Genomic DNA, 24,660 nt, shown 5'->3' with positions numbered 1-24,660 from the left:
GGTCGTATCAGCAGCAATTGACCGGACAAAGGCTTCCCATGAGTGAAGATGCACAAGACGTTGTACTGATCGTCGAAGATGACGAGTCAATAATGTTCGTATTGGGCGAGTACCTGTCGGGGCAGGGGTATCGGGTTTTAAAGGCGGTCGATGGCGAGCAGGCCTTCGAAATCCTCGCCAGCAAGCCGCACCTGGACTTGATGGTCACCGACTATCGCCTTCCTGGCGGCATTTCCGGGGTGCAAATCGCTGAACCTGCCATGAAGTTGCGGCCGGAATTGAAAGTCATCTTTATCAGTGGTTATCCGCAGGAAATCCTGGATTGCAACAGTCCGATCACCCGCAATGCGCCGATCCTGGCCAAACCGTTTGATCTGGATACGTTGCAGGAACATATCCAGCGGTTACTGGCTTAAAGTTGGCTAATCCTGCCTGGAGGCGAGGAGGGTTTTGTCACCCATGGGCAGCGAAGCCCCGATCAAAATCATGCCCGAATCATCTCCCGCACCTTTGCTGTCAACAAATCAAACGTAAACGGCTTGGTGATCAACTGCATCCCCGGGCCCAGGAACCCACCACGCACCGCCGCATGTTCGGCATATCCCGTGATAAATAACACCTTCAAGTCCGGTCTGATCTGCCGCCCGATTTCCGCCAGTTGCCGGCCGTTCATGCCCGGCAGGCCAACGTCGCTGATCAGTAGGTCAATCCGTTGGCTGGATTCGATAATCGGCATGGCACTGTCGGCATCGCCAGCTTCTACAAAGGCATAGCCCAGTTCACTCAGCACGGCGCTGACCAGCACCCGCACGGCCGGGTCGTCTTCGACGATCAGCACCGTCTCGCCGGCGTTGGCGAAAGGCAGCAAGGCGGGATTAATCGGTTTTTCAACGGTCGTTTCGCCGACAAAACGCGGCAGGAACAGGCTGACCGTGGTGCCTTCGCCCACGGTGCTGTGGATCATCACATGGCCGTGGGACTGCCGCGCAAAGCCATAGATCATCGATAGCCCCAACCCGGTGCCCTGGCCGATGGGCTTGGTGGTGAAGAAAGGATCAAACGCCCGGCTGATCACGCTTTCGGGCATGCCGCAGCCGGTGTCGCTGACGCTCAGCTCCACATAATCACCAGGCGTGAGCGTGCCATAAGCGGCAGTAAAGACGTTGTCGAGGTGCCGATTGCTGGTTTCCACTACCAACTGTCCACCGTCGGGCATGGCATCCCGGGCGTTGATGACCAGGTTGAGCAGGGCGCTTTCCAATTGATTGGGGTCGGCTTCGGCGATCCATGGCTGCTCGCTCAAGCGCATGTCGAGGGCGATGCTTTCGTTGAGACTACGTTGCAGCAACTCGCCCATGGACGTCACCAGGTGGTTGATCGCCACCGGTTTGGAATCCAGCGACTGGCGACGGGAAAACGCCAGCAGGCGGTGGGTCAGGCCTGCGGCACGGTTGGCGGAGGTAACACCCAGGTCGATCAGGCTGTTGAGATCTTCAGTGCGGCCCCGAGCCAGCCGCCTTCGCAGTAGCTCCAGGCTGCCGATGATCCCGGTGAGCAGGTTGTTGAAGTCGTGGGCGATGCCGCCGGTCAATTGGCCGACGGCTTCCATTTTTTGTGATTGGCGAAGGGCTTCTTCGTTGTTGCGCAACTGCGCCGTGCGGTCCTCGACCTGTTGTTCGAGGGTCTCCAGGGTGCGCTGCAGGCGTAGCTCACTCTGGCCCAGGTCGATCAGGCGGTCGCGGGCTTCATACTGGCGGCGCCGACTGCGCAGGGCGGTGGTCACCAGGCTGATCAACGTGACCGTATGAAAGGGCCGCTCCAGCAGGGTGATGTTGCCCAGCCGGGTACTCAGGTGTGACGAAGCGTTTTGCTCGGTGCCCCGGTGACGGGTCAACAACACAATGGGCAGGTCGGACCAGGCTGGCTGTTGGTGCAAGTAGTTGAGCAATGGCTCCAGGTCAACGCCTCGCAAGGCTTCGGCGGCGATGACCAACAATCCGGCACCCTGCTCCAGTTCGTCGCAAAGCACCTGTAAATGGGCGACGATGACGCCGCTGAACCCCGCTTCGTTGAGCATCTTCAGCGCCAGCGAGCTATCGCGTCCCAACGCCGCGAGGATGATCGCGCGCTCGGAGATGGCTGGCAGATAACTCACGAGCGCTCATTCTTGAGCAAGGGGTTGCCGGTGCCCGGCTCACCTTCGAGCAGGAACAGGTGGCTGCGCGATAGCCCGCCGGCAAGGATGTCATCAAGGCCTTCAATGCCAGTTGCCGCTTTTACTGTGAACAGCTCTTTGGATGTAGACAAGGCGTGCCCTCGGGCCACGTACAAGTGGAGTACACGCCCGTTTGGGTGCGCCATAATCACTTGACCGTGGCGCCGTGTGGCAGTTCAACGTTTTGTGCCAATTGCAACTTGTTGGCGTGAGGCCTACAGGCCTTGCGCCAATGCAGGGTCGTCCGGATTCTGTTGTTCAAGCTGTGCCAGCAACACCTGGACGTTCTGCAACTGGCCACTTTCCTTCCAGTATTTGACCAGCAGCACCCGCGCCTTGCGGTTGGCGGGATGGCGTTGGACGATCTCTTCCAATTGGCGCTGGGCGGCTTCCAGTTCCTGCTGGGCATGCAGGGTGGTGGCCAGGTCATAGCGATAATCCTGATGGTCTGGTTCCAGCTCCACCGCTTTGGACAGGCCGAGCAGGGCGTACTCGCGCTCGCCGTGGCGCAATAACCACATGCCCAAGGCGTGTTGCAGATAGGGCGATTCGGGGTGGGCCTGCAGTTGTTTGGCCAACAGTTGGCGGGAGTCGTCGACCTTGCCCTGCTTATCCAACAGCTCGATTTGTGCGACCACTGCCGGCAGGTTGTCCGGTTCCAGGCGCAGGGCCTGTTCCAGCGCATTTTGCGCGTCGGGCAGCAGGGCGCTGTGAATGTACAGGAGCGCCAGCTGAATCCAGCCTTCAGGCGTTTCGGGTTGGCTCTTTAGTGCTTTTACATATTCATCCAGCACCTGCTGCAAGGGTCCGAAGTAAAGGCCCAAGGCGTCCGGTGAAAGGCCCAGCAAGGCGTTGGCGGCGGCAAAGCGCACGCTCTGCTCCTGATCATCAAGCAGCGGGCCGAGCAGCAGCGTGCGTTGGCCGCTGGGCACCAGGCCGACAATGCTGCTGATCGCCGCTTGGCGCACCAGTGGCGACTCGTTGGCCAGGTCTTTGTCCGCCAGTTTCAGGGCCTGGGGGCTGGGGTAGTTGGCGAGTTCGGCATGCAGGGCGGCGCGGCGCACATCGGTCAAGTCCGCCCGGCCCAACTGTTGATACAACACCCGCGCAGCCCCCGGCTCGCCGTTATGGGCTTGCTTGAGGGCCTTGGAATAACCATGGGCGATGGCCGCGGGGACGGCTACGGTGGTGCTGCGGGAGAAATACCAGGTGATCAGCACAATAAACAACAGGGCGCACAGACCGATGATCGAGTAACGGCGTGACTTTGACATGCAGGCGTCCAAGAGCTGGGCAGCTATTACAAAGCTATCAGCTTCGGCCAGACACCGACGGGTGTCAAACCGGCGTCACGTCAGCACGTAGTCCACCGGCTCCATGGCTGGGGGCAGTGACGTTTCGCCAAGGGCTGCGAGGATCTCCCGTTCCAGGGTGCGTACGATCGCATTGCAGGGCAGGTCGTTTTCGTCGAAGCCGAACGGGTCTTCCAGATCGTCGCCGATTTCGTCCAGGCCAAAGAAGGTGTAGCTGACGATGGCGGTGAAAATCGGCGTCAGCCAGCCCAGGGGTTCGGCCATGGCAAACGGCAGCAGAATGCAGAACAGGTAGATGGTGCGATGCAGCAATAGGGTGTAGGGAAACGGCAGCGGTGTACTTTTGATCCGCTCGCACGCGGCCTGGACTTGGCTGAGGCCCACTAGGCGGGTTTCCAACTGGGTGTAGCGCCAATCGCTGATACAGCCCTGTTCAGCCAAGCTTGAGCAGCGGGCACCGAGGGCTTGCAGAACGCTGTCGGGCAGATTGGGGTGGTTTGAGTCAATGGCGATCCACGGTTTGATAGCGCATGCCTCGTCTTCCAGGCGCAAGCGGGCAACCAGTCCGTGGGCAAAGCCGCACAGACCGCGAAGTATCCCTTCGTGTTCGGCGCAGTTATTGAAGACCTGGGTTTCCCGGATCAGCGAACGCACCTCGATGATCATTTGCCCCAATTGCTTGCGGCCTTCCCACCAGCGGTCGTAACAGGCGTTATTGCGAAAACTCATGAAAATCGACAGGGACAGCCCCAGCAGGGTGAATGGCGTGGCGTTGACCTTGGAGAAATACGCCGGGTGCAGCGTCTCCACCAGTACGATCACTGACGCCAGCAGCGTCACCAGCAGGCTGCGCAAGGCGATGCGCTTGGCAACCGAGCCCTTGAGGGAAAACAGAATGCCGAGCAGGTTGGGTTTGAGGCGAACGATCATCGAGGGGCTCTGGGTGGCGCAGGCCCTCAGACTAAAAGCTGATGGGCAGGGCGTCCAATCGCTTATGCCGACCGGGTGATCAGCGCGCTCTATGAACGACGCCATTGGCCAAACCAGTCAGCCATGTTGAAAGCTTTGACCATTGTCCATTGAGTGCTCTGGAGCGACTATTTCCCCGGTCTAACCCCTCAAAAGCACGCCCCCTCAAAAAAACAAAAGACACAGGGATTTGCCACGATGCGCGATTATTTGGCTGCTACCACCGAGTTCAACTACCAGCAAACCGTCGAGGCCGCGCTGGCCGGTCACCTGCAAGGGCTTAATGCCTGTATCGAATGTTGCGATCGGCACGCGCTGCCGGGCCGTATTGCGTTGTTTTGGGAGGGCAAGGACGGCCGCAGCGCCACGTCGACCTTTACCGAACTGCAGGACCAGGCGGCACGTTTCGCCAACTTCCTGCTGGCCCAGGGCGTCAAGCGCGGTGACAAGGTCGCCGGGCTCTTGCCACGCACCGCTGAATTGCTGGTGACGGTGCTCGCCACCTGGCGCATTGGCGCGGTCTATCAGCCGCTGTTCACCGCTTTCGGCCCCAAGGCCATCGAGCACCGCCTAAGCAGTTCCGGCGCGGCGCTGGTAGTCACCGACGCAGTCAACCGTCCCAAACTCAACGAGGTAGAGAATTGCCCGATCATCGTCACTGTGACGGGTGCCAAGGGTGAGGGCATTGTTCGTGGTGATTTCAGCTTCTGGGCAGAGCTGCCCAACTACTCCAATGTCTGCGAGCCGGTACTGTTGGGCGCCGATGATCCGTTTCTGCTGATGTTCACCTCTGGCACCACCGGCCCGTCGAAAGCGTTGGCAGTGCCGCTCAAGGCGATTGTCGCGTTCCAGAGCTACACCCGCGACGCGGTGGACTTGCGCCCCGAAGATGCGTTCTGGAACGTCGCCGATCCGGGCTGGGCCTACGGCATCTATTTTGGCGTTACCGGGCCGTTGTCCATGGGCCATCCGATCACTTTCTACGACGGCCCGTTCACCCTGGAAAGCACCTGCCGGGTCATCAACAAATATGGCATTACCAACCTCACCGGGTCGCCCACGGCCTATCGTCTGCTGATTGCTGGCGGCGAGCAGTTCGCCCGTTCGATCAAGGGCAAGCTGCGTATTGTCAGCAGTGCCGGCGAGCCGCTAAACCCGGAAGTGATCCGCTGGTTTGCCGACAATCTGGGCGTCACCATTCATGACCACTACGGCCAGACCGAGTTGGGCATGGTGCTGTGCAACCACCACGGACTGGATCACCCGGTGCACGTCGGCTCCGCCGGTTTTGCCTCGCCGGGCCACCGTATCGTGGTGCTCGATGACAACCATCAGGAGCTGGCGGCCGGCCAGCCGGGGATTCTGGCCATCGACCGCGATCAGTCGCCGATGTGCTGGTTTGCCGGCTATGAAGGGGGCAAGACCAAGGCGTTTGTTGGCCAGTACTACCTCAGCGGCGACACCGTGGAATTGAACCCCGATGGCAGCATCAGCTTTGTCGGGCGCAGCGATGACGTGATCACCACCTCCGGCTACCGGGTCGGCCCGTTTGACGTGGAAAGCGCGCTGATCGAACACCCGGCAGTGATCGAAGCCGCAGTGGTCGGCAAGCCGGATGCGCAACGCACCGAACTGGTCAAGGCCTTCGTGGTGATCAGTGCCCAGTACCGCCCCGACCCCGAGTTGGCCGAAGAGCTGCGCCAACATGTGCGCAAGCGCCTGGCGGCGCACTCGTACCCACGGGAAATCGAATTTGTCAGCGAACTGCCGAAGACGCCAAGCGGCAAGCTGCAGCGCTTTATTTTGCGTAACCAGGAAATCGCCAAGGTCCAGGCGTCACAAGCGACCGTGACCACGGCGTAATCCCATTTTCAAGGAAACAATGATGCAGATTGAGAACAAGGTTTTTCTGGTCAGCGGCGGGGCTTCGGGCCTCGGCGCGGCCACCGCTGAAATGTTGGTGGCGGCGGGTGCCAAGGTGATGCTGGTAGATTTGAACGCAGAGGCCGTGGCGGCTCAGGCCAGCAAACTGGGCGATCAGGCCCGCAGCGTGGTGGCCGATATCAGCCAGGAAGCGGCTGCCGACGCGGCGGTGCAGGCCACTGTTGCGGCATTTGGCGGCTTGCACGGGCTGGTCAACTGCGCGGGCGTGGTGCGCGGTGAGAAAATCCTTGGCAAGAACGGGCCGCATGCCTTGGCCAGTTTTGCCCAGGTGATCAACGTTAACCTGATCGGCAGCTTCAACCTGTTGCGCCTCGCGGCAGCGGCCATTGCTGAAACCGAGGCCAATGCTGACGGCGAACGCGGGGTGATCATCAACACCGCTTCGGTGGCGGCCTTTGACGGCCAGGTCGGCCAAGCGGCCTATGCTGCGTCCAAGGGGGCGATTGCCAGCCTGACCCTACCTGCCGCACGGGAGTTGGCGCGCTTTGGCATTCGGGTAATGACGATTGCACCGGGCATCTTCGAAACCCCGATGATGGCTGGCATGACGCCTGAAGTGCGCGACTCGTTGGCGGCCGGCGTACCGTTCCCGCCACGCCTGGGCAAGCCCTGCGAGTACGCCGCGTTGGTGCGGCATATTATTGAAAACAGCATGCTCAACGGCGAGGTGATCCGTCTTGACGGGGCCTTGCGCATGGCGGCCAAGTAAGGAGGATTTGTCATGACTCAGAATCACGATCCAATCGTTATAGTCAGTGCCGTGCGCACCCCAATGGGCGGCTTCCAGGGTGACCTCAAGGGCTTGACCGCGCCACAACTGGGCGCTGCCGCGATTCGCGCCGCTGTCGAGCGCGCCGGTATCGCCAGCGATGGCGTAGATGAAGTGCTGTTCGGTTGCGTGCTCCCTGCGGGTTTGGGCCAGGCCCCGGCACGCCAGGCGGCCCTGGGCGCGGGCCTGGATAAATCGACCCGCTGCACCACCCTCAACAAGATGTGCGGCTCGGGCATGGAAGCGACCATCCTCGCCCATGATTCGCTGCTGGCAGGCAGCGTCGATGTGATTATCGCCGGCGGCATGGAAAGCATGTCCAACGCCCCGTACCTGCTGGACCGCGCCCGTAGCGGTTACCGCATGGGCCACGGCCGTGTGCTCGACCACATGTTCCTCGACGGCCTGGAAGACGCCTACGACAAGGGCCGCCTGATGGGCACCTTTGCCGAAGACTGCGCCGAGCACCACGGCTTTACCCGTGAAGCCCAGGACGCCTTTGCCATTGCCTCCCTGACCCGTGCCCAGCAGGCGATCAGCACCGGTAGCTTTGCCGCCGAAATCGTCCCGGTGCAGGTCACCGTCGGCAAGGAACAGAAAACTATCACTGACGACGAACAGCCGCCCAAGGCCAGGCCGGACAAGATCGCCACCCTGAAGCCGGCGTTCCGCGAAGGCGGTACGGTGACGGCAGCCAACTCCAGTTCGATTTCCGACGGTGCCGCTGCACTGCTGCTGATGCGTCAATCCGAAGCGCAAAAGCGCGGGCTTAAGCCCTTGGCCGTGATCCACGGTCACGCGGCGTTCGCCGATGAGCCCGGTCTGTTTCCGGTGGCGCCAGTGGGCGCGATTCGCAAACTGATGAGCAAGACCGGCTGGAACCTGGGTGACGTGGATTTGTTTGAAATCAACGAAGCCTTTGCCGTGGTCAGCCTGGTGACCATGAGCAAACTGGAAATCCCCCACGACAAGGTCAATATCCACGGCGGCGCCTGCGCACTGGGGCATCCGATTGGTGCGTCCGGCGCGAGGATTCTGGTGACGTTGCTCTCGGCGTTGCGCCAGAAGGGCCTCAAGCGCGGCGTTGCCGCGATCTGCATCGGCGGTGGTGAAGCCACGGCCATGGCCGTTGAATGCCTGTATTAAGCTTTTTATTTTAGAGGCTGTTTATGCTCCCCAATGACGAACAACTGCAAATCAGCGAAGCCGCCCGGCAATTTGCCCAGGAACGGCTGAAACCGTTCGCCGCCGAGTGGGACCGCGAGCATCGCTTTCCCAGGGAGGCTATCGCTGAAATGGCCGAACTGGGCTTTTTCGGCATGCTGGTCCCGGAACAGTGGGGCGGTTGCGACACCGGCTACCTGGCCTACGCCATGGCCCTGGAAGAAGTCGCCGCCGGCGATGGTGCCTGCTCGACCATCATGAGCGTGCATAACTCTGTGGGCTGCGTGCCGATCCTCAAGTTCGGCAACGATCAGCAGAAAGAGCAATTCCTCACGCCCCTGGCCAGCGGCGCCATGCTCGGCGCCTTTGCCCTGACCGAGCCCCAGGCCGGCTCCGACGCCAGCAGCCTGAAAACCCGTGCCCGCCTTGAGGGTGATCACTACGTACTCAACGGTTGCAAACAGTTCATCACGTCGGGGCAAAACGCCGGGATCGTGATTGTATTTGCGGTCACCGATCCCACGGCCGGCAAGCGCGGCATCAGCGCCTTTATCGTGCCCACCGATTCGCCCGGCTATAAAGTGGCGCGGGTCGAAGACAAGCTTGGCCAGCATGCATCCGACACCTGCCAGATCCTCTTTGAGGACGTCAAAGTGCCGGTGGCCAACCGTCTGGGTGAGGAGGGCGAAGGCTACAAGATTGCCCTGGCCAACCTGGAAGGTGGCCGTGTCGGTATTGCCTCGCAATCGGTGGGCATGGCCCGTGCTGCGTTTGAGGCAGCCCGTGACTACGCTCGTGAACGCGAGAGTTTTGGCAAAACCTTGATCGAGCATCAGGCGGTGGCCTTCCGCCTGGCGGACATGGCCACCCAGATCGCCGTCGCACGGCAGATGGTGCATTACGCCGCGGCCCTGCGCGACAGCGGCCGGCCTGCACTGGTGGAGGCATCCATGGCCAAGCTGTTTGCTTCGGAAATGGCTGAGAAGGTCTGTTCGGCGGCCTTGCAAACCCTGGGCGGTTACGGTTATCTGAGCGACTTCCCCCTGGAGCGGATCTACCGCGATGTGCGGGTCTGCCAGATTTATGAAGGCACCAGCGATATTCAACGCATGGTCATTTCACGCAACCTTTGAAGAGGAACTGACGGATGAGCTACGAAACCATTTTGCTGGAGGTTCAGGGCCGCGTTGGGCTGATTACCCTTAATCGCCCGCAAGCGCTGAACGCCTTGAACGCACAACTGGTCAGTGAGGTGAACCAGGCGCTGGACAGTCTGGAAGCCAACCCCGAGATCGGTTGCATCGTGCTGACCGGCTCGAAAAAAGCCTTTGCCGCCGGCGCCGATATCAAGGAAATGGCTGAGCTGACCTACCCGCAGATCTACCTGGACGACCTGTTCAGCGACAGCGACCGAGTGGCCAATCGTCGCAAGCCGATCATTGCCGCAGTCAACGGTTTTGCCTTGGGTGGCGGCTGCGAACTGGCGCTGATGTGCGACTTCATCCTGGCCGGTGACAACGCCAGGTTCGGCCAGCCGGAAGTCAACCTCGGCGTGCTGCCGGGTATGGGCGGCACCCAGCGCCTGACCCGTGCGGTGGGCAAGGCCAAGGCCATGGAAATGTGCCTGACCGGGCGTTTCATCGATGCGGTGGAAGCGGAGCGTTGCGGCATCGTTGCGCGGATCGTACCGGCGGATGAGTTGCTGGAGGAGGCGCTCAAAGTCGCCGCGCTGATCGCCAGTAAATCGCTGCCCATCAGCATGATGGTCAAGGAAAGCGTCAACCGCGCGTTTGAGGTCAGTTTGTCGGAAGGCGTGCGTTTTGAGCGGCGGGTATTCCATGCCGCGTTTGCCACTCAGGATCAGAAGGAAGGGATGGCGGCGTTTGTGGCCAAGCGCGCGCCTGAGTTCAAGGATAAGTAACGGTCGCTTATTGATTGTTCCCACGGGTGTGGGAACAATCAAAAAAACATCGCGAGCAAGTGCCTACTTATTCAGCATCTGCATCACCTCTTGCGGATAGCGCAACCCAGCCATGGCATTGGCTGGAAATATCGCTTCCAGCGCCGCCAACTCGGCGGGGCTGAGTTTGACTTCCAGCGCGGCGACATTTTCTTCCAGGTATTTACGCTGCTTGGTCCCTGGAATCGGAATCAGATAATCCCCCTGCGCCAACACCCAAGCCAACGCCAGCTGTCCGGCAGTGACGCCTTTGTCCTGCGCCAGTGCCTGTACCTGTTCCACCAACAGCAGGTTTTTCGCAAAGTTCTCACCCTGGAATCGTGGGCTGAACCGACGGTAATCATCCGTCGCAAAATCATTCGCGCTCTTCAGTGCTCCGGTGAGAAAGCCACGCCCCAGTGGGCTATAGGGTACAAATGCAACTCCCAATCGCTGGCAAGCCGCCAGGCACCCGTTGTGTTCCTGATCCCGGCTCCACAGCGAATATTCGCTTTGCAGGGCGCTGATGGGATGGACCTTGTGGGCCCGCTCCAGCGTGGCGGCAGACGCTTCACTCAAGCCCAGGTAACGCACCTTGCCCTGATGCACCAGTTCAGCCATGGCGCCGACGGTTTCTTCGATAGCGACATCGGGGTCGATGCGATGTTGGTAATACAAATCCAACGTCTCGACGCCCAGGCGTTTCAAGGTGCCTTCGATCGAGTCGCGAATGTACTGCGGTCGGCCATTGACCCCACGCAACGTCGGGTTCGCCGGGTCGCGGACGATGCCGAATTTGCTGGCCAAAAAGACCTGGTCGCGCTTGCCGGCGATGGCCTTGCCAATCAGCGCTTCATTGGTATGTGGGCCATACATATCGGCGGTGTCCAGCAGGTTGATGCCCAGTTCCAGGGCGCGATGCAGTGTGGCGGTGGCCTCCCGGCTATCGATACCGGTGGTGTAGAAATCCGTCATGCCCATGCAGCCGAGGCCAATAGCGCTGACGTGTGGGCCGTTTTTGCCGAGTTGACGCGTAAGCATGGGTAAGGCTCCTTTAATGGCTAAGACGCCTATTGTTGTCCTCGACAAAAACAAGATAAACCGGCTAAAAGCATTATCACTATTGGTAAATTCTAAATAATCCGTGAAGGGAGTCAGGATTTGGACCGTTTTAATGCCATGCGGGTGTTCACGCGGATCGTTGAATTAGGTGGGTTCGCCAAGGCGGCCGACAGCCTGCACCTGTCTCGCGCTTCGGTGACGATCTTGATCAAGCAGTTGGAAGCCCATTTGGGCGTGCAATTGCTGCAACGCACCACGCGTCAGGTTCATCCGACCCTGGATGGCGCGGCCTATTACCAGCGTTGCGTGCGTTTGTTGGCGGATCTTGAAGAGGCTGAGGCGGTGTTTTCCACCCGCCGGAAAAATCCGCGAGGCACGCTGCGTATCGACATGCCCGCAGCGGTGGGACGCTCTATCGTGATTCCGGCCTTGCCGGAGTTCACCGCACGCTACCCGCTGATCGACCTGGAGATCGGTTTGAACGATCGCCCCGTGGACTTGATTCGCGAAGGTGTGGATTGCGTGCTGCGCGGTGGCCGGTCTTTGGACGATTCACTGGTGGCAAGGCCGCTGACGATGATGGACCAGTTGACCTGCGCCAGCGCTGGCTACCTGCAGAGGATGGGAGTACCGCAAGACCTCAATGATTTGGCCAACCACCAAATGATTGAATATTTCTCCAGCACCACCGGTAAACGTTATGGTCTGGAGTTCCAGTGCGGGGACGATATTCGCCTGGTGGACTTGCCCAAGAAACTGGCGGTCAACAGCGCCGATGGCTACCTGGCCGCCTGCGAGGCCGGTTATGGCCTGGTTCAGGCGCCGTACTATCACGTCGCCCGGCAGTTGGAGCAGGGCACGCTCGTAGAGGTACTGGCCGATGTGTTGCCACCCAGGCTCCCGCTGACGGCGCTCTATCCACCACATCGCCAGTTATCCCCGCGGGTGCGGGTGTTTGTCGACTGGCTGGTAGAGCTTTGCGCCCGTCCGGGCAGCGGGTTACAGCGTTACCCTTGAGTCGTGGTGCATGAGGGTAAAAAGGAGTCAGGCCAAGACCCGGGAATGAGCCTGGCTCTCACAGGTTCAATCAGGCGCAAGGCAAGCCAAAGTTTTTCATCGCCTGTAACATGAGACCCCGCCAGCCTGGGTCCATCCTCGCAACCGGGTATGTACTTGGCATGGCTGGCGATACAAAGTGGATACATATTTTCAGGTTTAGGAACCCGTCATGACCCAAAAGCAACGCTTGAAATACTCGATTCTGATTTCCCTGGTCGTCCTCGGGACGATGTTTGGCCTGTCCTATTTGCAGAACAACGGGACCATCAGCGAAAAAACGTTCCAGTACATCGCCATTGCCGTGGCAGTGATCGTGGTGGTGGTCAATGGAGTGATGCGCCGCAAGGTCAAGCCCAACGCCTGATTCAGGCGTTATTGGCAGCCAGCACTTTGGCAGCCTGTTCATGCAGGCTGTAGCTCTTGTCGGCGTTGAGGGCGATCACGCCCTCGCTGCATAGACGCTTGAGCACTTCGCGCACACTGAGAAAGGACAACGGGATGCCCAGTTCCAGCAAGTGGCTGTGGACACCTCGTACACCCAGCGAGCGGCCGTTATCGGCGGCCGTGAGCAGGGCGTCGATGACCTTCAGGCGAATCAGACTCGTGCGCAGGCCAAAACACTTGAGCAAATGTCGGATGCGTTGGTTGCCTTGATGTTCGGGTGACTTGCCGAATACTTGGGTATCCGAGCCGAAAGCCGCGTCGTGTGCCATTGAATGTCCGTCCGTGGGCAGTTGCGAGTTGTACATGCAAAAACTCCTTATCAGAGCCTGATCAGGAAAATGATGGCGCTCTTAGTAATAAGACGTATGAGATGCGCAAATCATGAAGCGGGCGATGTGTAAATTTCGTCGGTATCAGTTCTGTCACATTTCCACGCCAACGAATTAACGCCTGCGCTCGTTAAATTATTCCCCGCTATTACGTCTTTATGGGTGGGCCGGTATTGGCGAGATTGTCCTGCCCGGGACGGTTAATTTGGGTTGAATATGGAGTCTGCGTGATTATTTCCAACGGGTTGTCCAAGGTGTGCGTGGCGGGTGTGTTTCTTGGCTTGAGCCTTTCGGTATCAGCCCGGCAGGTGGGCGAGGTGCAGGCAGGCGAGGCAACGGCCGATATCCGCCGTACCAGTTCTGGTATCCCCCATATCCGCGCCAGCGATGAGCGCGGGTTGGGATACGGTATTGGTTACGCGTACGCCCAGGACAACCTGTGCCTGTTGGCCAACGAAGTGGTAACGGTGAACGGTGAACGCGCCAAATATTTCGGCGCCGAAAAGTCCACCCTGGAAGAGCGCAACAACCTTACCAGCGACGTGTTTTTCACCTGGCTCAATACACCCCAGGCGGTCGCAGCATTCTGGAAAGTGCAGCCCCCGCAGATGCAGCAGCGCATCGAAGGCTATGTGGCGGGATACAACCGTTACCTGCAAGAACGTCGCACCGAGGGTTTGCCGGCGCAGTGCCAGGGCGCTTGGGTACGGTCGATTACCCCGCAGGATCTGGTCAAGCTGACCCGTCGCCTGTTGGTAGAAGGCGGCGTTGGGCAATTCGCCGAAGCCCTGGTGGGTGCCGCACCGCCCCAGAGCCACGCCGGTGTGCAGAACGACACTCGTGCGTTTGAGATCGCTGCGGCGAACCAGCAGCGCTTTACGCTGGATCGCGGCAGCAACGCCGTGGCGGTCGGCGGGGAGCGTTCATTCAATGGTCGCGGCATGTTGCTGGCCAATCCGCATTTCCCGTGGATCGGTGGTATGCGCTTCTATCAAATGCACCTGACCATTCCCGGTCAGTTGGACGTGATGGGCGCCGCCTTGCCGGGGTTACCGGTGATCAATATCGGCTTCAACCAGCATGTGGCCTGGACTCACACCGTCGACACATCCAAGCATTTCACCCTCTACCGCTTGACCCTGGACCCGAAGGATTCGACCCGCTACCTGCTGGACGGCAAGTCGGTGCCGATGGAGAAAACCAGGGTGACGGTGCAGGTCAAGGAAGCGGATGGCAGCACCAAGGCGCAATCCCACACGGTCTACAGCTCGCAATTCGGTCCGGTGGTGCAATGGCCGGGGAAACTGGACTGGGACGGGCAATACGCCTTCAGCCTGAGGGATGCCAACCTGGGCAACGACCGCGTGCTGGCGCAGTGGTACGCGATGAACCGCGCCGGTAGCCTCAAGGAACTGCAAGCCTCAGTGCACACCTTGCAAGGCATCCCGTGGGTCAACACCCTGGCGGCGGATGATCAGGGACAGAGCCTGTACATGAACCTGTCGGTGGTGCCCAACGTGAGTGCGCAAAAGCTGGCGCAATGCAGCGATCCCCGCGCCGGTTTGCAGTTGATCGTGCTTGATGGCGCCCACAGTGCTTGTGCCTGGGACATCGATCCGCGTGCCGCCCAGGCCGGTATTTTTCCGGCGGATCAGTTGCCGCAGCTGGAGCGTAGAGACTATGTGCAGCACTCCAATGATTCGGCGTGGATGGCCAACCCCAAGGCCCCGCTGACCGGTTTTTCGCCGGTGATCAGCCAGGAGCAGATTGCCCTGGGGCCGCGCTCGCGCTTTGCCTTGCAGCGTTTGCAGGCGTTGGACACACACCCGATTAGCGCAGCTTCCCTGGAAAACATGGTGATGGACAATCAGGTCTACCTAGCCAGCCAAGTGATGCCCGACCTGCTGAAATTCTGTGGCGAAAGCCTGGGCGTAGATGCGCCAGCCCTGAAACCGGTCTGCGCAAGCCTGAAAAACTGGGACCAGCGCGCCAATCTTGAAAGTGGGCTGGGGCTGGTACATTTCATCAATGTGATGGACCAGATGCAGCAAGTGCCTGAACGGTGGCGCGTCGATTTTGACCCGCAGCAACCGCAAGCTACGCCGCGCGGCCTGGCCATTGAGCGGGCGCCGGTGGCCAAGGCGTTGCGTGAAGCGATGCTGGCATCGGTCGCTGAAGTTGCCAGGCAGGGGCTGAGCGAGAGCAGTCGCTGGGGCGATATCCAGGTGTCTGGCACCACGCCGATCCACGGTGGGCCGCAAGAATTGGGGGTATATAACGCGATGCAGAGCGTACCCAGGGACGACGGCAAGCGTGAGGTGGTCAGCGGCAGCAGTTACTTGCAGGTCGTCACCTTCGACGACAAGGGGCCGCAGGCCCAGGGCGTGCTGGCGTTCTCGTTGTCCAGCGACCCGGCCTCAACGTATTCGAAGGACCAGACCCAGGCGTTTTCCGAGAAGAAACTCAGCCCGTTGCCCTTTACCGAGCAGCAGATTGCAGCGGACCCGCAGTATCAGGTGCGGGTGATCAGCGAGAAGGATGGGGCCGGGCGATAGATAGAGCGTACCGCGGAGTGATCATACAAGGGGTATTCACTCTTGAAGCAGTTGCGCCACTGCCGCGAAAGCCTTGTTGCGACGTTCATCCCAATCGCCGCGAATCACCGCAAATGGCTGTTGATGCAGTTCCAGCCACCGCTGGCTGGCCTGGAAGAAAGCCTGGCGATCTGCCAGTTTCGGTTGGCAGCGCTGCCCGTCATCGGCCCAGCCGACATCTTCCGGGGACAGCAGCAAATGCAAGTCATAGTGGCGAGCCAGCAGCTCGCGGTCGAGCCATTCAGGGTAGTCGCCGAACAGCGTCTGGCTCCACAGTTTGTTGGTCAACAGGTGGGTGTCGAGGATCAATAACGCTGGCTGTTCAGCGCGGGCCGTATCTTCCCAGGCCAACTGGCCGCGGGCGATTTCAGGGATATCCGCCAAGGTGGTATCGCGCTGAAAGTGATCGATGAAATACCGAACAAATTCTCCCACCAATACTCCGCCGAAATGCGTCTGCAACTGCTCGGCCAGCCAGCTTTTACCGCTGGATTCGGGACCTGCCATGACCACCACTTTCATGCGCGCAACGCCGGATCAGCCCGCCATTCCCGCCAACCCTGCACGGCGATCACGGTGAACAAGGCGTAAAGGGCCGCCGTGAGGTACAGGCCCTTATAGAGAAACAACCCGACAAAAATCACATCGACGGCAATCCACAACGGCCAGCATTGCACGCGCTTCTGCGCCATCCACATTTGCGCCACCAGGCTGAAACCGGTCAAGGCTGCGTCCAGCCAGGGTTGTGCGGCATCGGTCCAATGCACCATGGCGGCGCCCAGCAACAGGCTGCCTACCGCGCCAATCGTCAGGTGCAGGAGGATCGGTTGGGCACCAAGGCTGGTCACCTGACGACCCTGTTTAACCTCGCCGGCTCGTGTCCATTGCCACCAGCCGTAGAGTTGCAGCCCGGCGTAGATCACCTGCAGCAACATGTCCGAATACAGCTTTACCTCGAAAAAAACCCAGGTGTAGAGCAATACCATCACCAGGCCGATGGGCCAGCACCAGGGGTTCTGCTTGACTGTCAACCAGACGGCGATCACCCCCAGGGCGGCGGCAAACAGTTCAAGCCCGGACATGAAGATTCCTTGGGATATTCGAAGAGGGGGGCGATTGTAACCACAGGAGGGCTTGGCGCAAAGGTATGTAGAGAGGTGCTCGTTGCGGCAAAGCGTGCTTGTTGTGGCGAGCGGGCAACCCCGCTCGCCACAGGGGGCTGGCGCTAGACCTTGAACTGGCGCAGCAACCCGTTTAACTCCTCGCTCAAGCCCTTCAAGTGCGTACTGGCAACACTCGATTGCTGCGCCGCCAGTGCCGTACTGTGAGAAAGCCCAGCGGCCTGGGTGACGTTCTGGTTGATGTCTTCCACCACATGGGCCTGTTGCAGGGTGGCGCTGGCAATCGAGGCGTTCAGGCCATTGAGGTTGCGCAGGGCCTGGCCGATGGCAGTCAGGCTGGCGCCGGCCTGGCCGGCTTGTTCGATGGTCAGTTGTGATGCCTGGTGGCTGTCGCTGATCACCTGGACCGCCGCTTCGGAATGGCCTTGCAGGCGCTCGATCATGCTCTGGATTTCTGCTGTGGATTTTTGTGTGCGCTGGGCCAGCAGGCGCACTTCGTCGGCGACCACGGCAAAACCACGGCCTTGTTCACCCGCGCGGGCCGCTTCGATGGCGGCGTTGAGGGCCAGCAGGTTGGTCTGGTCGGCGATGGAGCGGATCACCTCCAGTACGCCGCCAATCTGGGTGCTTTCCGAGGACAGGGTACGGATCACCTCGACCGCCTGGCTGATGGTGTTGGACAGTGCATCAATCTGCTGCAGGCTGCCGTCGATATTGACTTGGCCTTGCTCGGCCTGGACCTGGGCGTCGCGCATTTCGCTGGCGGCATGCTCGGCATTCTTGGCCACGTCCTGCACGCCATAGGTCACTTCATTGATGGCAGTGGCCACCAGTTCCATTTGCTGGGACTGTTGCTGGCTGCGGTCATGGGCGGCGCTGGCATTGCTGCCCAGCTCTGAGGACGACTGGCCCAGGGCGTTGGCGCAGGTCTGCAATTGGCTGACCACCTGGCGTAGCTTGGTGGTGAAGCTATTGAAGTGCCGGGACAGTTGGGTGACTTCGTCCTGGCCGTGGGTGTCCAGGCTGCGGGTCAGGTCGCTTTCGCCGCTGGCGATATTGGCCATGGCGTTCACTGCTTCCTGGAGCGGCCTTACGATGCTGCGGGCGATCAGCGACACCAGCAGGGCCATGATCATGGCAATGCCCAGGCCGATGATCGAGGTCTTCCACACCTGGCCCTGAAACTGGGCTTGCACGTCATCCACGTAGACGCCTGAACCGATGATCCAGCCCCACGGCTGGAACAACTGGATATAGGAGGTTTTTGCCACTGGGTCAGCCGCGCCGGGTTTTGGCCAGCGGTAGTTGACCATGCCGGCGCCCTTGGCCTTGGCCAGGCTGACAAACTCGTTGAACACGGCAAAGCCGTCCGGATCACGAATAGCCGATAGGTTCTGGCCATCCAGCTTCGGGTTGGCTGGGTGCATCACCATCATTGGCGACAGGTCGTTGATCCAGAAATAGTCGTCATGGTCGTAACGCAGGCCACGTACCACGCTCAAGGCTTGTTTTTGCGCCGCGTCTCGGGTCAAGACGCCGGCGGTTTCGAGGGTGTGGTAATACGTCAGTATCCCGTTGGCGGTTTCCACCACATGCTGGGTCTGTTGGCTCTTGGCCTGATACAGATCGTCATGGATCTGCTTGAGCATCAGCAAGCCCAGGGTCAGCAGCATTAACACGGCGACTATCAGGATCAGCCAGAGGCGCCGGCTGATCGACATATTGCGCAAGCTGTTCATAGTCATCTCACTCCGTGCTCTTATAATTGTTGGCGCAGTAATCGACTGCCCAAGCGATAACGCGAAGCGAAATTCGGGCTTGTCTGATAGGCTTTCGGCCCGGAATCAAAAAACCTGAGTCCTGCTGATTTTTCACAGAATTTTTGCAGTTCGGCCTTGATCCTGCGCGCTGCGATTTTAGCGTGCTCATCGTTAGTGAACGTCTAGAAAATATCAACGAGGCATGCGGTCGCATGACCTTATGGGGGAATAATGGATCTTTGGACTGCCGTACAGGCATTGATACTTGGAGTTGTCGAAGGGCTGACGGAGTTTTTGCCTATCTCCAGTACTGGTCACCAGATCATCGTCGCCGACTTGCTCAACTTCGGTGGCGAACGGGCCATGGCGTTCAACATCATCATCCAGCTCGGCGCCATACTCGCGGTGGTCTGGGAGTTCCGACGCAAGATCCTCGATGTGGTCATCGGTTTGCCGACCCAGCGCAATGCCCAGCGTTTTACCATCAACCTGTTGATCGCCTTTATGCCGGCAGTGGTATTGGGGGTGATTTTTGCCGATATGATCCACGAGTATCTGTTCAATCCGATCACCGTGGCCACCGCGCTGGTGGTGGGCGGCATCATCATGTTATGGGCTGAACGCCGGCAGCATGAAATCCACGCCGAAAGTGTCGACGACATCACCTGGAAAGATGCTTTGAAAGTCGGTCTTGCCCAGTGCCTGGCGATGATTCCGGGAACTTCACGTTCCGGCTCGACCATCATTGGCGGCCTGCTGTTTGGCCTGTCACGCAAGACCGCCACCGAGTTCTCGTTCTTCCTGGCAATGCCGACCATGGTTGGCGCGGCGGTGTACTCGGGCTACAAGTACCGTGACCTGTTCCAGCCGGATGACCTGCCGGTGTTCGCTATTGGTTTTGTCACCTCGTTCATCTTCGCGATGATCGCGGTCAAGGGTTTGCTCAAGTTCATCGCCAGCCACAGCTACGCGGCGTTTGCCTGGTATCGCATTGCCTTCGGCCTGTTGATCCTGGCGACCTGGCAGTTCGGCTGGATTGATTGGGCTGCAGCCAAGGCGTGAATAGCATGAACATCCAGCATCCACGCTTCAAGGCCCTGGTGTTTGTGCTGTTGTGTGCCGTGCCGCTGTTTGGCTCGGCATCGCTTGGGTATCGCGGTGTTTCGCTGATCCCGCTGGTGGCCTATGGCGCGGTCAGCGTGGTCACGTTTTTCCTGTACTGGAGCGACAAACGCCAGGCCCGCAGCGACAGCTGGCGTACCCCGGAAAAAATCCTCCATACCCTGGAACTGGCTGGCGGTTGGCCGGGTGCGCTGATTGCCCAGCAGGTGTTTCGCCACAAGACGCGCAAGGTGTCTTATCAGGTGGTGTTCTGGCTGATCGTCTTGCTGCACCAAGTGTTCTGGATCGATCAACTGTTCCTGGGTGGCATGCTGCGGTCAGTGTTCTAGTAAAAGCCCGACCTGCGTGCGCTTGGGCAGCTTGCTGACCACCAGTTGGTGGGAGCGTTGCAACAAGCCACGCAGCTCCTCGCCGCCCAACGGGTAGGGCGCTTCCATGATGATCCATTGCGCCCGAGCCAGGTAAGGCGCCGGGTGAATCCCTGGGCGGTCCACATGGCCGAGAAATAGCTCCTTGTCGACCTTGAACGCGAGGGACTCGCCCCGCAGGTTCTGCAACGCAAACATCTTGTTTCCGGCAATCGAAAACACCCGCACGCCGCCCCACTTGTAATCCTCTCGCGCACCGGGCAAACCCAGGCAAAAGCGTGCGACATCTTCTTCAGTCATTTTCTTCGCGCTCATAGCTGTCGCTCTCCACAACCTTTGAAGGCATGATCCAAGTAGTCGATCCAGGCGCGTACCGCCGGTGACACACCGCGCCGATGCGGGTAAACAGCTTGCAGCCAGCCGCCGGGAAGTGACCATTGCGGCAACAGTTGCACAAGCTGGCCGCTTTCCAGTTCCTGCTCGCAATACATCATGGGTAGCACGGTAAAACCCAGGCCGGCGAGGGTGCTGGCCTTGCGTACGACAAAGTCATCGATGCCTAGCCGCGCTTCCATCACCAAATCGCAACTGTTGCCGTCGGGATCGAGCATGCGCAGGTGGACCATGCGGTCGGCTTCCAGTGCGCCGAGCACCGGCAGTTGCTTGAGGTCTTCCAGGGTATTGATTTGGCGGTTGCGCACAAAGTCGGGGCTGGCGACCATCGCGGTCTGTGCCTGGCGCAGACGGCGGGTTACCAGCAACGGGTCTTCATCCCCCAACTCCCGTACTCGCAGGGCGACGTCGATACCTTCGGCCACCAGGTCGACGCGGCGATTGATCAGCATCATTTCCAGCTGCACCAGCGGATACGTCGCGAGGAATTCGGCCACGACCGTGGGCAGGATTTCGTGGGCCAGGCCTACCGGGCAACTCACCCGCAGGCGGCCCCGAGGCTCAATGGACATGCTGGCGACGGCTTCGTCGGCCATTTCCGCTTCCTGCAGCATCGCCTGGCAGTGCACCAGGTAGCGTTCGCCGACGGCGGTCAGGGTCAACTGGCGGGTGGTGCGTTGCAATAAGCGTGCGCCAAGGCGTTCTTCCAGCTCGGCAATGCGCCGGGACAGCCGTGATTTCGGGATGCCCAGCAAGCGCCCTGCGGCCGCGAAGCCACCGGCTTCCACCACCTTGGCGAAATAGTAGAGGTCATTGAGATCTTGCATGGCGCACCTATTGTCCTGTCAGTAGGACGAACTATCGCATTTTAACCCGCTAATCGGCTATTGGATTCATCTGTAGGATTGTCAGCACTTGATCGCCCCGTGCGATCCTCACTTGGAGATCCCACATGAAACTCTTGCATATCGATTCCAGCATCCTGGGCGACAACTCGGTGTCCCGTCAGTTGAGCGCTGGCGTGGTCAAGGCCTGGCAAGCCGCCGAGCCAGCTATTGAAGTGACCTACCGTGACCTGGCCAGCGATGCCATCAGCCATTTCTCCGGCGTCACCCTAGGCGCACTGGGCACCGCCGCTGAATTGCGTGATGCCGTGCAAAAACACGAAGCCGACCTGAGCGCATCGACCTTGGCTGAATTTCTCGCCGCCGACGCCGTGGTATTGGCTGCACCGATGTACAACTTCACCATCCCGACTCAGTTGAAAGCCTGGATCGACCGTATCGCCGTTGCCGGCCAGACCTTCCGCTACACCGAAGCCGGCCCTGAAGGCCTGTGCGGTAACAAGAAGGTGATCATCGTTTCCACCGCAGGCGGCCTGCACGCCGGCCAGCCTACTGGCGTGGCTCACGAAGACTACCTGAAAGTGCTGCTGGGCTTCCTCGGTATCACCGACGTCGAGTTCGTCCGTGCCCACGGCCTGGCTTACGGTGACGAAGTGCGTGGCAAGGCGCTGAACGATGCCAATATGCTGATCAGCGAGCAATTGTTCGTCGCTGCGTAAGACTTGTGTAAATTTCACCGAGGCTCGATATCAATCTGAATCGAGCCGTCTAAACTCTGTATTCTGGTGGCCTGAAAGCGGCCGGAGTACGGAGTTTTTTGTTTTATTCGGGCGGATTTGGCTCAGGTTATGCAATCCAAGGTCATATCACCCGAGCCTGAGTGCCATGATCATGGTTTTTTTCAATCGACACGCAGGCGTCACGCAACAAAGGTGGACATCCCCATGATGCGTCTTTGTGCAGTCTTGCTTCTTTCTTTGTTCGCCAGCCTCGTTTCAGTGCAGGCCGCTCCAGCGCCGCACCCCCACTGGAGTGTGGGCTATCACCGCATGAGCTTTCTCGATCCGCTGGATTTACAGCCGATGAGCGCTATAGCCTTTTACCCGTCCACCGGCCAGGAACAGACCAGCCAAGTGGGCGCCTATCGCATCGCCGCCACGCAAGACTCCAGGATTGCCATTGGCCGTTTCCCGATGCTGATGCTTTCCCATGGCAACACCGGCACACCGCTGGCCCTGCATGATTTGGCCACGTCCCTGGCGCGCCAGGGCTTTGTGGTGGTGGCGGTGTTGCACCCCGGTGACAACTACAAGGATCACAGCCGCCTGGGCACCTTGAGCAATCTGTATGGACGGCCGATCCAGATTTCCGAAGCGATCACCGCAACCCTGGGCGATTCGATGCTGTCGCCCTTCGTCAACGTCGACCAAGTGGGAGTAATCGGCTATTCGGCAGGTGGTGAGACAGCGCTGATCCTGGCGGGTGCCAAACCTGATTTAGACCGGCTGCGGCGCTATTGCCAGCAACGTCCCGAAGACCGTGACGCCTGCACCACCAAGGGCGAGCTGATTGTTGATCGCGATGACTTGCAGCCCCAGGCCGACTCACGGATCCACGCTTTGATGCTGATGGCGCCGCTGAGCTTGATGTTCGGCCGTCATACCCTGGCCGATGTACATGTCCCGGTGCTGCTCTACAGCGGCGACGGCGATAAGCTGGTGGCGGTGGACAAGAATGCAGCCGCCCTGGCGCGCAAGCTGCCGGCACCGCCGGACTTCAAGTTGCTGGCCGGGGCAGGGCACTTCATCTTCATGGCGCCCTGTGATGACGATCAACTGGCGGCCATGCCAACCGTGTGCACCGATGCCGATGGTGTCGACCGTGAAGGCATTCACCGCAACCTGATCTCCGAGGCCGGACGCTTTTTCAGCCACGCTCTCGGGCAATCCAGCCGTGCCGGCATGCAGACGGCGGATCAGTAGGCTCGGCGCTTGAGCAGCAAGGTCAGGCCCAGGCCGGTGACCGAAAGCAGGGCGGCAAAGAAGAAAATCCACGAATACCCCAGGTTCAACGCCACCGCGCCCATCAGCGGCCCGGCAATAGCCAGCGCCAGATCGAAGAACACTGCATAGGCACTCAAGCCTGCGCCGCGACTGCTGCTGGGCACCTGCTTGATCGCCTCGACACCCAGCGCCGGATACACCAGTGACAGGCCAAAACCGGTCAGCCCCGCGCCAATCAGCGCGACGCCGGTGGACGGTGCCAGCCAGAGCAACACCAGGCCCACGGTTTCGAGGGTCATGCACGCAATCGCTGCGGTAAACCCGCCGAAGCGGTTGATGCTGGAGATGAACAGCAGCCGGGAAACGATGAAGCAAATGCCAAATACCGTCAGGCACCACGCGGCGCCGGTCCAGCCACGGTTCAGGTAGTACAGGGTGATAAACGTGGTCAGGGTGCCGTAGCCAATCGATGCCAGGCATAGGCTGGCGCCGAAAGGGGCAATGCGCCCAAACACTGCCCAGAACGGCAAGCGCTCCCCGCGGACCACCGGTACCGACGGTTTGCTGCGGATCAGCAGCAGGCCCAATGCCGCCAATACGAACAGGGCCGGTCCCAGGCTGGTGTAGCCGTATTGGGCAACCATCACCACCCCCAGCGGTGCGCCAATGGCAATGGCGCCGTAGGAAGCGATCCCGTTCCAAGAAATCGAGCGTGCAGTGTGTTCGGCGCCGACCTGGCCCATGCACCAACTGATGGTACCAACACCGATCAAGCCTTGGGCCACACCCAACAACAGTCGACCGACGATCAGGATGCTCAGGCTCAACAGGGGTGTGCCGTCCAGTAGCGTGGCGATCCACGTCAGCACACCGCTGATCAGAATGCCGCTCAAGCCCAGCACAATCGCCCGTTTGGTTCCGACAGTGTCTGACATGCGCCCGGCCATGGGCCGACTGAGCAGCGTCGCCAAGTATTGCGAACCGATGGTCACTCCGGCGATCACGGCGCTGAAGCCCAGTTGCTCGTGAACATAACCGGGGATCACTGCAATAGGCAGGCCGATGCAGATGAAGGCGATGAAGGTGTAGAACACAATGGAGACGATCTGCAGGGTGATCGACAGTGAACTGGGGGAGGCGGGCATGGGAGCTCGTTCGCGTGCAGGCGGTGAGCGCATCATGGCGTGGGTGTAGGAGAAAAGGAAGCTGGCTAACTAATTTGTGCTGTACCTGAGGGCCTCGACGCA

The 24,660-nt window shown here is 60.0% G+C and carries 24 protein-coding genes and 1 pseudogene; 13 read left to right on the top strand and 12 right to left on the bottom strand.

Annotation, left to right across the window (positions count from 1 at the left end; genetic code table 11):
• Nucleotides 1-38: 38 nt before the first annotated feature.
• Nucleotides 39-416, top strand: coding sequence for a response regulator (locus ACZRKZ_RS06785; RefSeq protein WP_463968573.1), 378 nt, complete (start codon nucleotides 39-41; stop codon nucleotides 414-416).
• A 68-nt stretch (nucleotides 417-484) separates the two neighbouring features.
• Here ACZRKZ_RS06785 and ACZRKZ_RS06780 read toward each other — a convergent pair whose 3' ends face one another.
• From ACZRKZ_RS06780 to ACZRKZ_RS06765, 4 genes and pseudogenes are all read right to left on the bottom strand, one after another.
• Nucleotides 485-2,155, bottom strand: a complete 1,671-nt coding sequence (locus ACZRKZ_RS06780; protein WP_463981144.1) for an ATP-binding protein — start codon at nucleotides 2,153-2,155, stop codon at nucleotides 485-487.
• Between the two features lie 26 nt (nucleotides 2,156-2,181).
• Nucleotides 2,182-2,307, bottom strand: a pseudogene (locus ACZRKZ_RS06775) (ATPase domain-containing protein); the annotation flags it as partial.
• Between the two features lie 123 nt (nucleotides 2,308-2,430).
• Nucleotides 2,431-3,489: a tetratricopeptide repeat protein gene (locus ACZRKZ_RS06770; protein ID WP_463981143.1), complete on the bottom strand. Its 1,059-nt coding sequence runs from the start codon at nucleotides 3,487-3,489 to the stop codon at nucleotides 2,431-2,433.
• Nucleotides 3,490-3,564: 75 nt separating this feature from the next.
• Nucleotides 3,565-4,458: a bestrophin family protein gene (locus ACZRKZ_RS06765; protein WP_463981142.1), complete on the bottom strand. Its 894-nt coding sequence runs from the start codon at nucleotides 4,456-4,458 to the stop codon at nucleotides 3,565-3,567.
• A 237-nt stretch (nucleotides 4,459-4,695) separates the two neighbouring features.
• Between ACZRKZ_RS06765 and ACZRKZ_RS06760 the strand changes: the two genes are divergently transcribed.
• The 5 genes from ACZRKZ_RS06760 to ACZRKZ_RS06740 are packed head-to-tail and all read left to right on the top strand — an operon-like array spanning nucleotide 4,696 to nucleotide 10,295.
• Nucleotides 4,696-6,360, top strand: a complete 1,665-nt coding sequence (locus ACZRKZ_RS06760; RefSeq protein ID WP_463968570.1) for an AMP-binding protein — start codon at nucleotides 4,696-4,698, stop codon at nucleotides 6,358-6,360.
• A gap of 22 nt (nucleotides 6,361-6,382) precedes the next feature.
• Nucleotides 6,383-7,150, top strand: a complete 768-nt coding sequence (locus ACZRKZ_RS06755) for an SDR family NAD(P)-dependent oxidoreductase (protein WP_463981141.1) — start codon at nucleotides 6,383-6,385, stop codon at nucleotides 7,148-7,150.
• Between the two features lie 12 nt (nucleotides 7,151-7,162).
• The gene (locus ACZRKZ_RS06750) at nucleotides 7,163-8,356 is read left to right on the top strand and encodes an acetyl-CoA C-acyltransferase (RefSeq protein WP_463968568.1); all 1,194 of its coding nucleotides are present in this window, start codon (nucleotides 7,163-7,165) and stop codon (nucleotides 8,354-8,356) included.
• Nucleotides 8,357-8,379: 23 nt separating this feature from the next.
• Nucleotides 8,380-9,507 carry an acyl-CoA dehydrogenase gene (locus ACZRKZ_RS06745; protein ID WP_463968567.1) on the top strand — a complete coding sequence of 376 codons (1,128 nt, stop codon included), beginning with the start codon at nucleotides 8,380-8,382 and terminating at the stop codon, nucleotides 9,505-9,507.
• A gap of 14 nt (nucleotides 9,508-9,521) precedes the next feature.
• Entirely contained in the window at nucleotides 9,522-10,295 is a 774-nt protein-coding gene (locus ACZRKZ_RS06740; RefSeq protein ID WP_149414049.1) for an enoyl-CoA hydratase, read from the top strand.
• Between the two features lie 63 nt (nucleotides 10,296-10,358).
• On the opposite strand, the gene ACZRKZ_RS06735 is transcribed toward ACZRKZ_RS06740, so the two are convergent.
• On the bottom strand, nucleotides 10,359-11,354 hold the full coding sequence (locus ACZRKZ_RS06735) for an aldo/keto reductase (protein WP_463981140.1): 996 nt from the start codon (nucleotides 11,352-11,354) through the stop codon (nucleotides 10,359-10,361).
• 120 nt (nucleotides 11,355-11,474) lie between these two features.
• Here ACZRKZ_RS06735 and ACZRKZ_RS06730 point away from each other — a divergent pair, with 120 nt between their 5' ends.
• The gene (locus ACZRKZ_RS06730; protein ID WP_463981139.1) at nucleotides 11,475-12,392 is read left to right on the top strand and encodes a LysR family transcriptional regulator; all 918 of its coding nucleotides are present in this window, start codon (nucleotides 11,475-11,477) and stop codon (nucleotides 12,390-12,392) included.
• Nucleotides 12,393-12,603: 211 nt separating this feature from the next.
• Nucleotides 12,604-12,798, top strand: a complete 195-nt coding sequence (locus ACZRKZ_RS06725) for a hypothetical protein (RefSeq protein WP_149414052.1) — start codon at nucleotides 12,604-12,606, stop codon at nucleotides 12,796-12,798.
• A gap of 1 nt (nucleotide 12,799) precedes the next feature.
• On the opposite strand, the gene ACZRKZ_RS06720 is transcribed toward ACZRKZ_RS06725, so the two are convergent.
• A complete protein-coding gene (locus tag ACZRKZ_RS06720; RefSeq protein ID WP_463981138.1) occupies nucleotides 12,800-13,183 on the bottom strand; it encodes a fe2+ zn2+ uptake regulation protein in 384 nt (127 codons plus the stop codon).
• A 251-nt stretch (nucleotides 13,184-13,434) separates the two neighbouring features.
• On the opposite strand from ACZRKZ_RS06720, the gene pvdQ reads away from it, so the two are divergent.
• A complete protein-coding gene (pvdQ, locus tag ACZRKZ_RS06715) occupies nucleotides 13,435-15,762 on the top strand; it encodes a bifunctional acylase PvdQ (RefSeq protein WP_463981137.1) in 2,328 nt (775 codons plus the stop codon).
• A 36-nt stretch (nucleotides 15,763-15,798) separates the two neighbouring features.
• On the opposite strand, the gene ACZRKZ_RS06710 is transcribed toward pvdQ, so the two are convergent.
• The 3 genes from ACZRKZ_RS06710 to ACZRKZ_RS06700 form a co-directional block, all read right to left on the bottom strand.
• Nucleotides 15,799-16,323 (bottom strand): AAA family ATPase, encoded by a 525-nt coding sequence (locus tag ACZRKZ_RS06710; protein WP_463981136.1) that lies wholly within the window; start codon nucleotides 16,321-16,323, stop codon nucleotides 15,799-15,801.
• A complete protein-coding gene (gene pnuC / locus ACZRKZ_RS06705) occupies nucleotides 16,320-16,883 on the bottom strand; it encodes a nicotinamide riboside transporter PnuC (protein ID WP_463981135.1) in 564 nt (187 codons plus the stop codon). The genes ACZRKZ_RS06710 and pnuC overlap by 4 nt, the downstream gene beginning before the upstream one ends.
• Nucleotides 16,884-17,026: 143 nt before the next feature.
• Entirely contained in the window at nucleotides 17,027-18,661 is a 1,635-nt protein-coding gene (locus ACZRKZ_RS06700; protein ID WP_463981459.1) for a methyl-accepting chemotaxis protein, read from the bottom strand.
• Between the two features lie 252 nt (nucleotides 18,662-18,913).
• Between ACZRKZ_RS06700 and ACZRKZ_RS06695 the strand changes: the two genes are divergently transcribed.
• The gene (locus ACZRKZ_RS06695) at nucleotides 18,914-19,744 is read left to right on the top strand and encodes an undecaprenyl-diphosphate phosphatase (protein ID WP_463968560.1); all 831 of its coding nucleotides are present in this window, start codon (nucleotides 18,914-18,916) and stop codon (nucleotides 19,742-19,744) included.
• Nucleotides 19,745-19,749: 5 nt separating this feature from the next.
• Nucleotides 19,750-20,133 carry a DUF1294 domain-containing protein gene (locus ACZRKZ_RS06690; protein WP_463981134.1) on the top strand — a complete coding sequence of 128 codons (384 nt, stop codon included), beginning with the start codon at nucleotides 19,750-19,752 and terminating at the stop codon, nucleotides 20,131-20,133.
• Here the strand turns inward: ACZRKZ_RS06690 and ACZRKZ_RS06685 are convergent.
• Together ACZRKZ_RS06685 and ACZRKZ_RS06680 are read right to left on the bottom strand one after the other, a co-directional pair.
• Nucleotides 20,122-20,472, bottom strand: a complete 351-nt coding sequence (locus ACZRKZ_RS06685) for an MmcQ/YjbR family DNA-binding protein (RefSeq protein ID WP_463968870.1) — start codon at nucleotides 20,470-20,472, stop codon at nucleotides 20,122-20,124. The two genes, ACZRKZ_RS06690 and ACZRKZ_RS06685, sit on opposite strands and share 12 nt — an antisense overlap.
• Before the next feature lie 11 nt (nucleotides 20,473-20,483).
• Nucleotides 20,484-21,392, bottom strand: a complete 909-nt coding sequence (locus ACZRKZ_RS06680; protein WP_463981133.1) for a LysR substrate-binding domain-containing protein — start codon at nucleotides 21,390-21,392, stop codon at nucleotides 20,484-20,486.
• Nucleotides 21,393-21,517: 125 nt separating this feature from the next.
• On the opposite strand from ACZRKZ_RS06680, the gene ACZRKZ_RS06675 reads away from it, so the two are divergent.
• Together ACZRKZ_RS06675 and ACZRKZ_RS06670 are read left to right on the top strand one after the other, a co-directional pair.
• Nucleotides 21,518-22,129 carry an FMN-dependent NADH-azoreductase gene (locus tag ACZRKZ_RS06675; RefSeq protein WP_463981132.1) on the top strand — a complete coding sequence of 204 codons (612 nt, stop codon included), beginning with the start codon at nucleotides 21,518-21,520 and terminating at the stop codon, nucleotides 22,127-22,129.
• A gap of 225 nt (nucleotides 22,130-22,354) precedes the next feature.
• Entirely contained in the window at nucleotides 22,355-23,392 is a 1,038-nt protein-coding gene (locus tag ACZRKZ_RS06670; RefSeq protein WP_463981131.1) for an alpha/beta hydrolase family protein, read from the top strand.
• Here the strand turns inward: ACZRKZ_RS06670 and ACZRKZ_RS06665 are convergent.
• Nucleotides 23,386-24,558, bottom strand: a complete 1,173-nt coding sequence (locus tag ACZRKZ_RS06665; RefSeq protein ID WP_463968556.1) for an MFS transporter — start codon at nucleotides 24,556-24,558, stop codon at nucleotides 23,386-23,388. The two genes, ACZRKZ_RS06670 and ACZRKZ_RS06665, sit on opposite strands and share 7 nt — an antisense overlap.
• Nucleotides 24,559-24,660: the final 102 nt, after the last annotated feature.

It is taken from the genome of Pseudomonas sp. c313, assembly GCF_055407145.1.
Note: the sequence above shows the minus strand (reverse complement) of the source record. Positions and strands in the feature narration are given on the sequence as shown.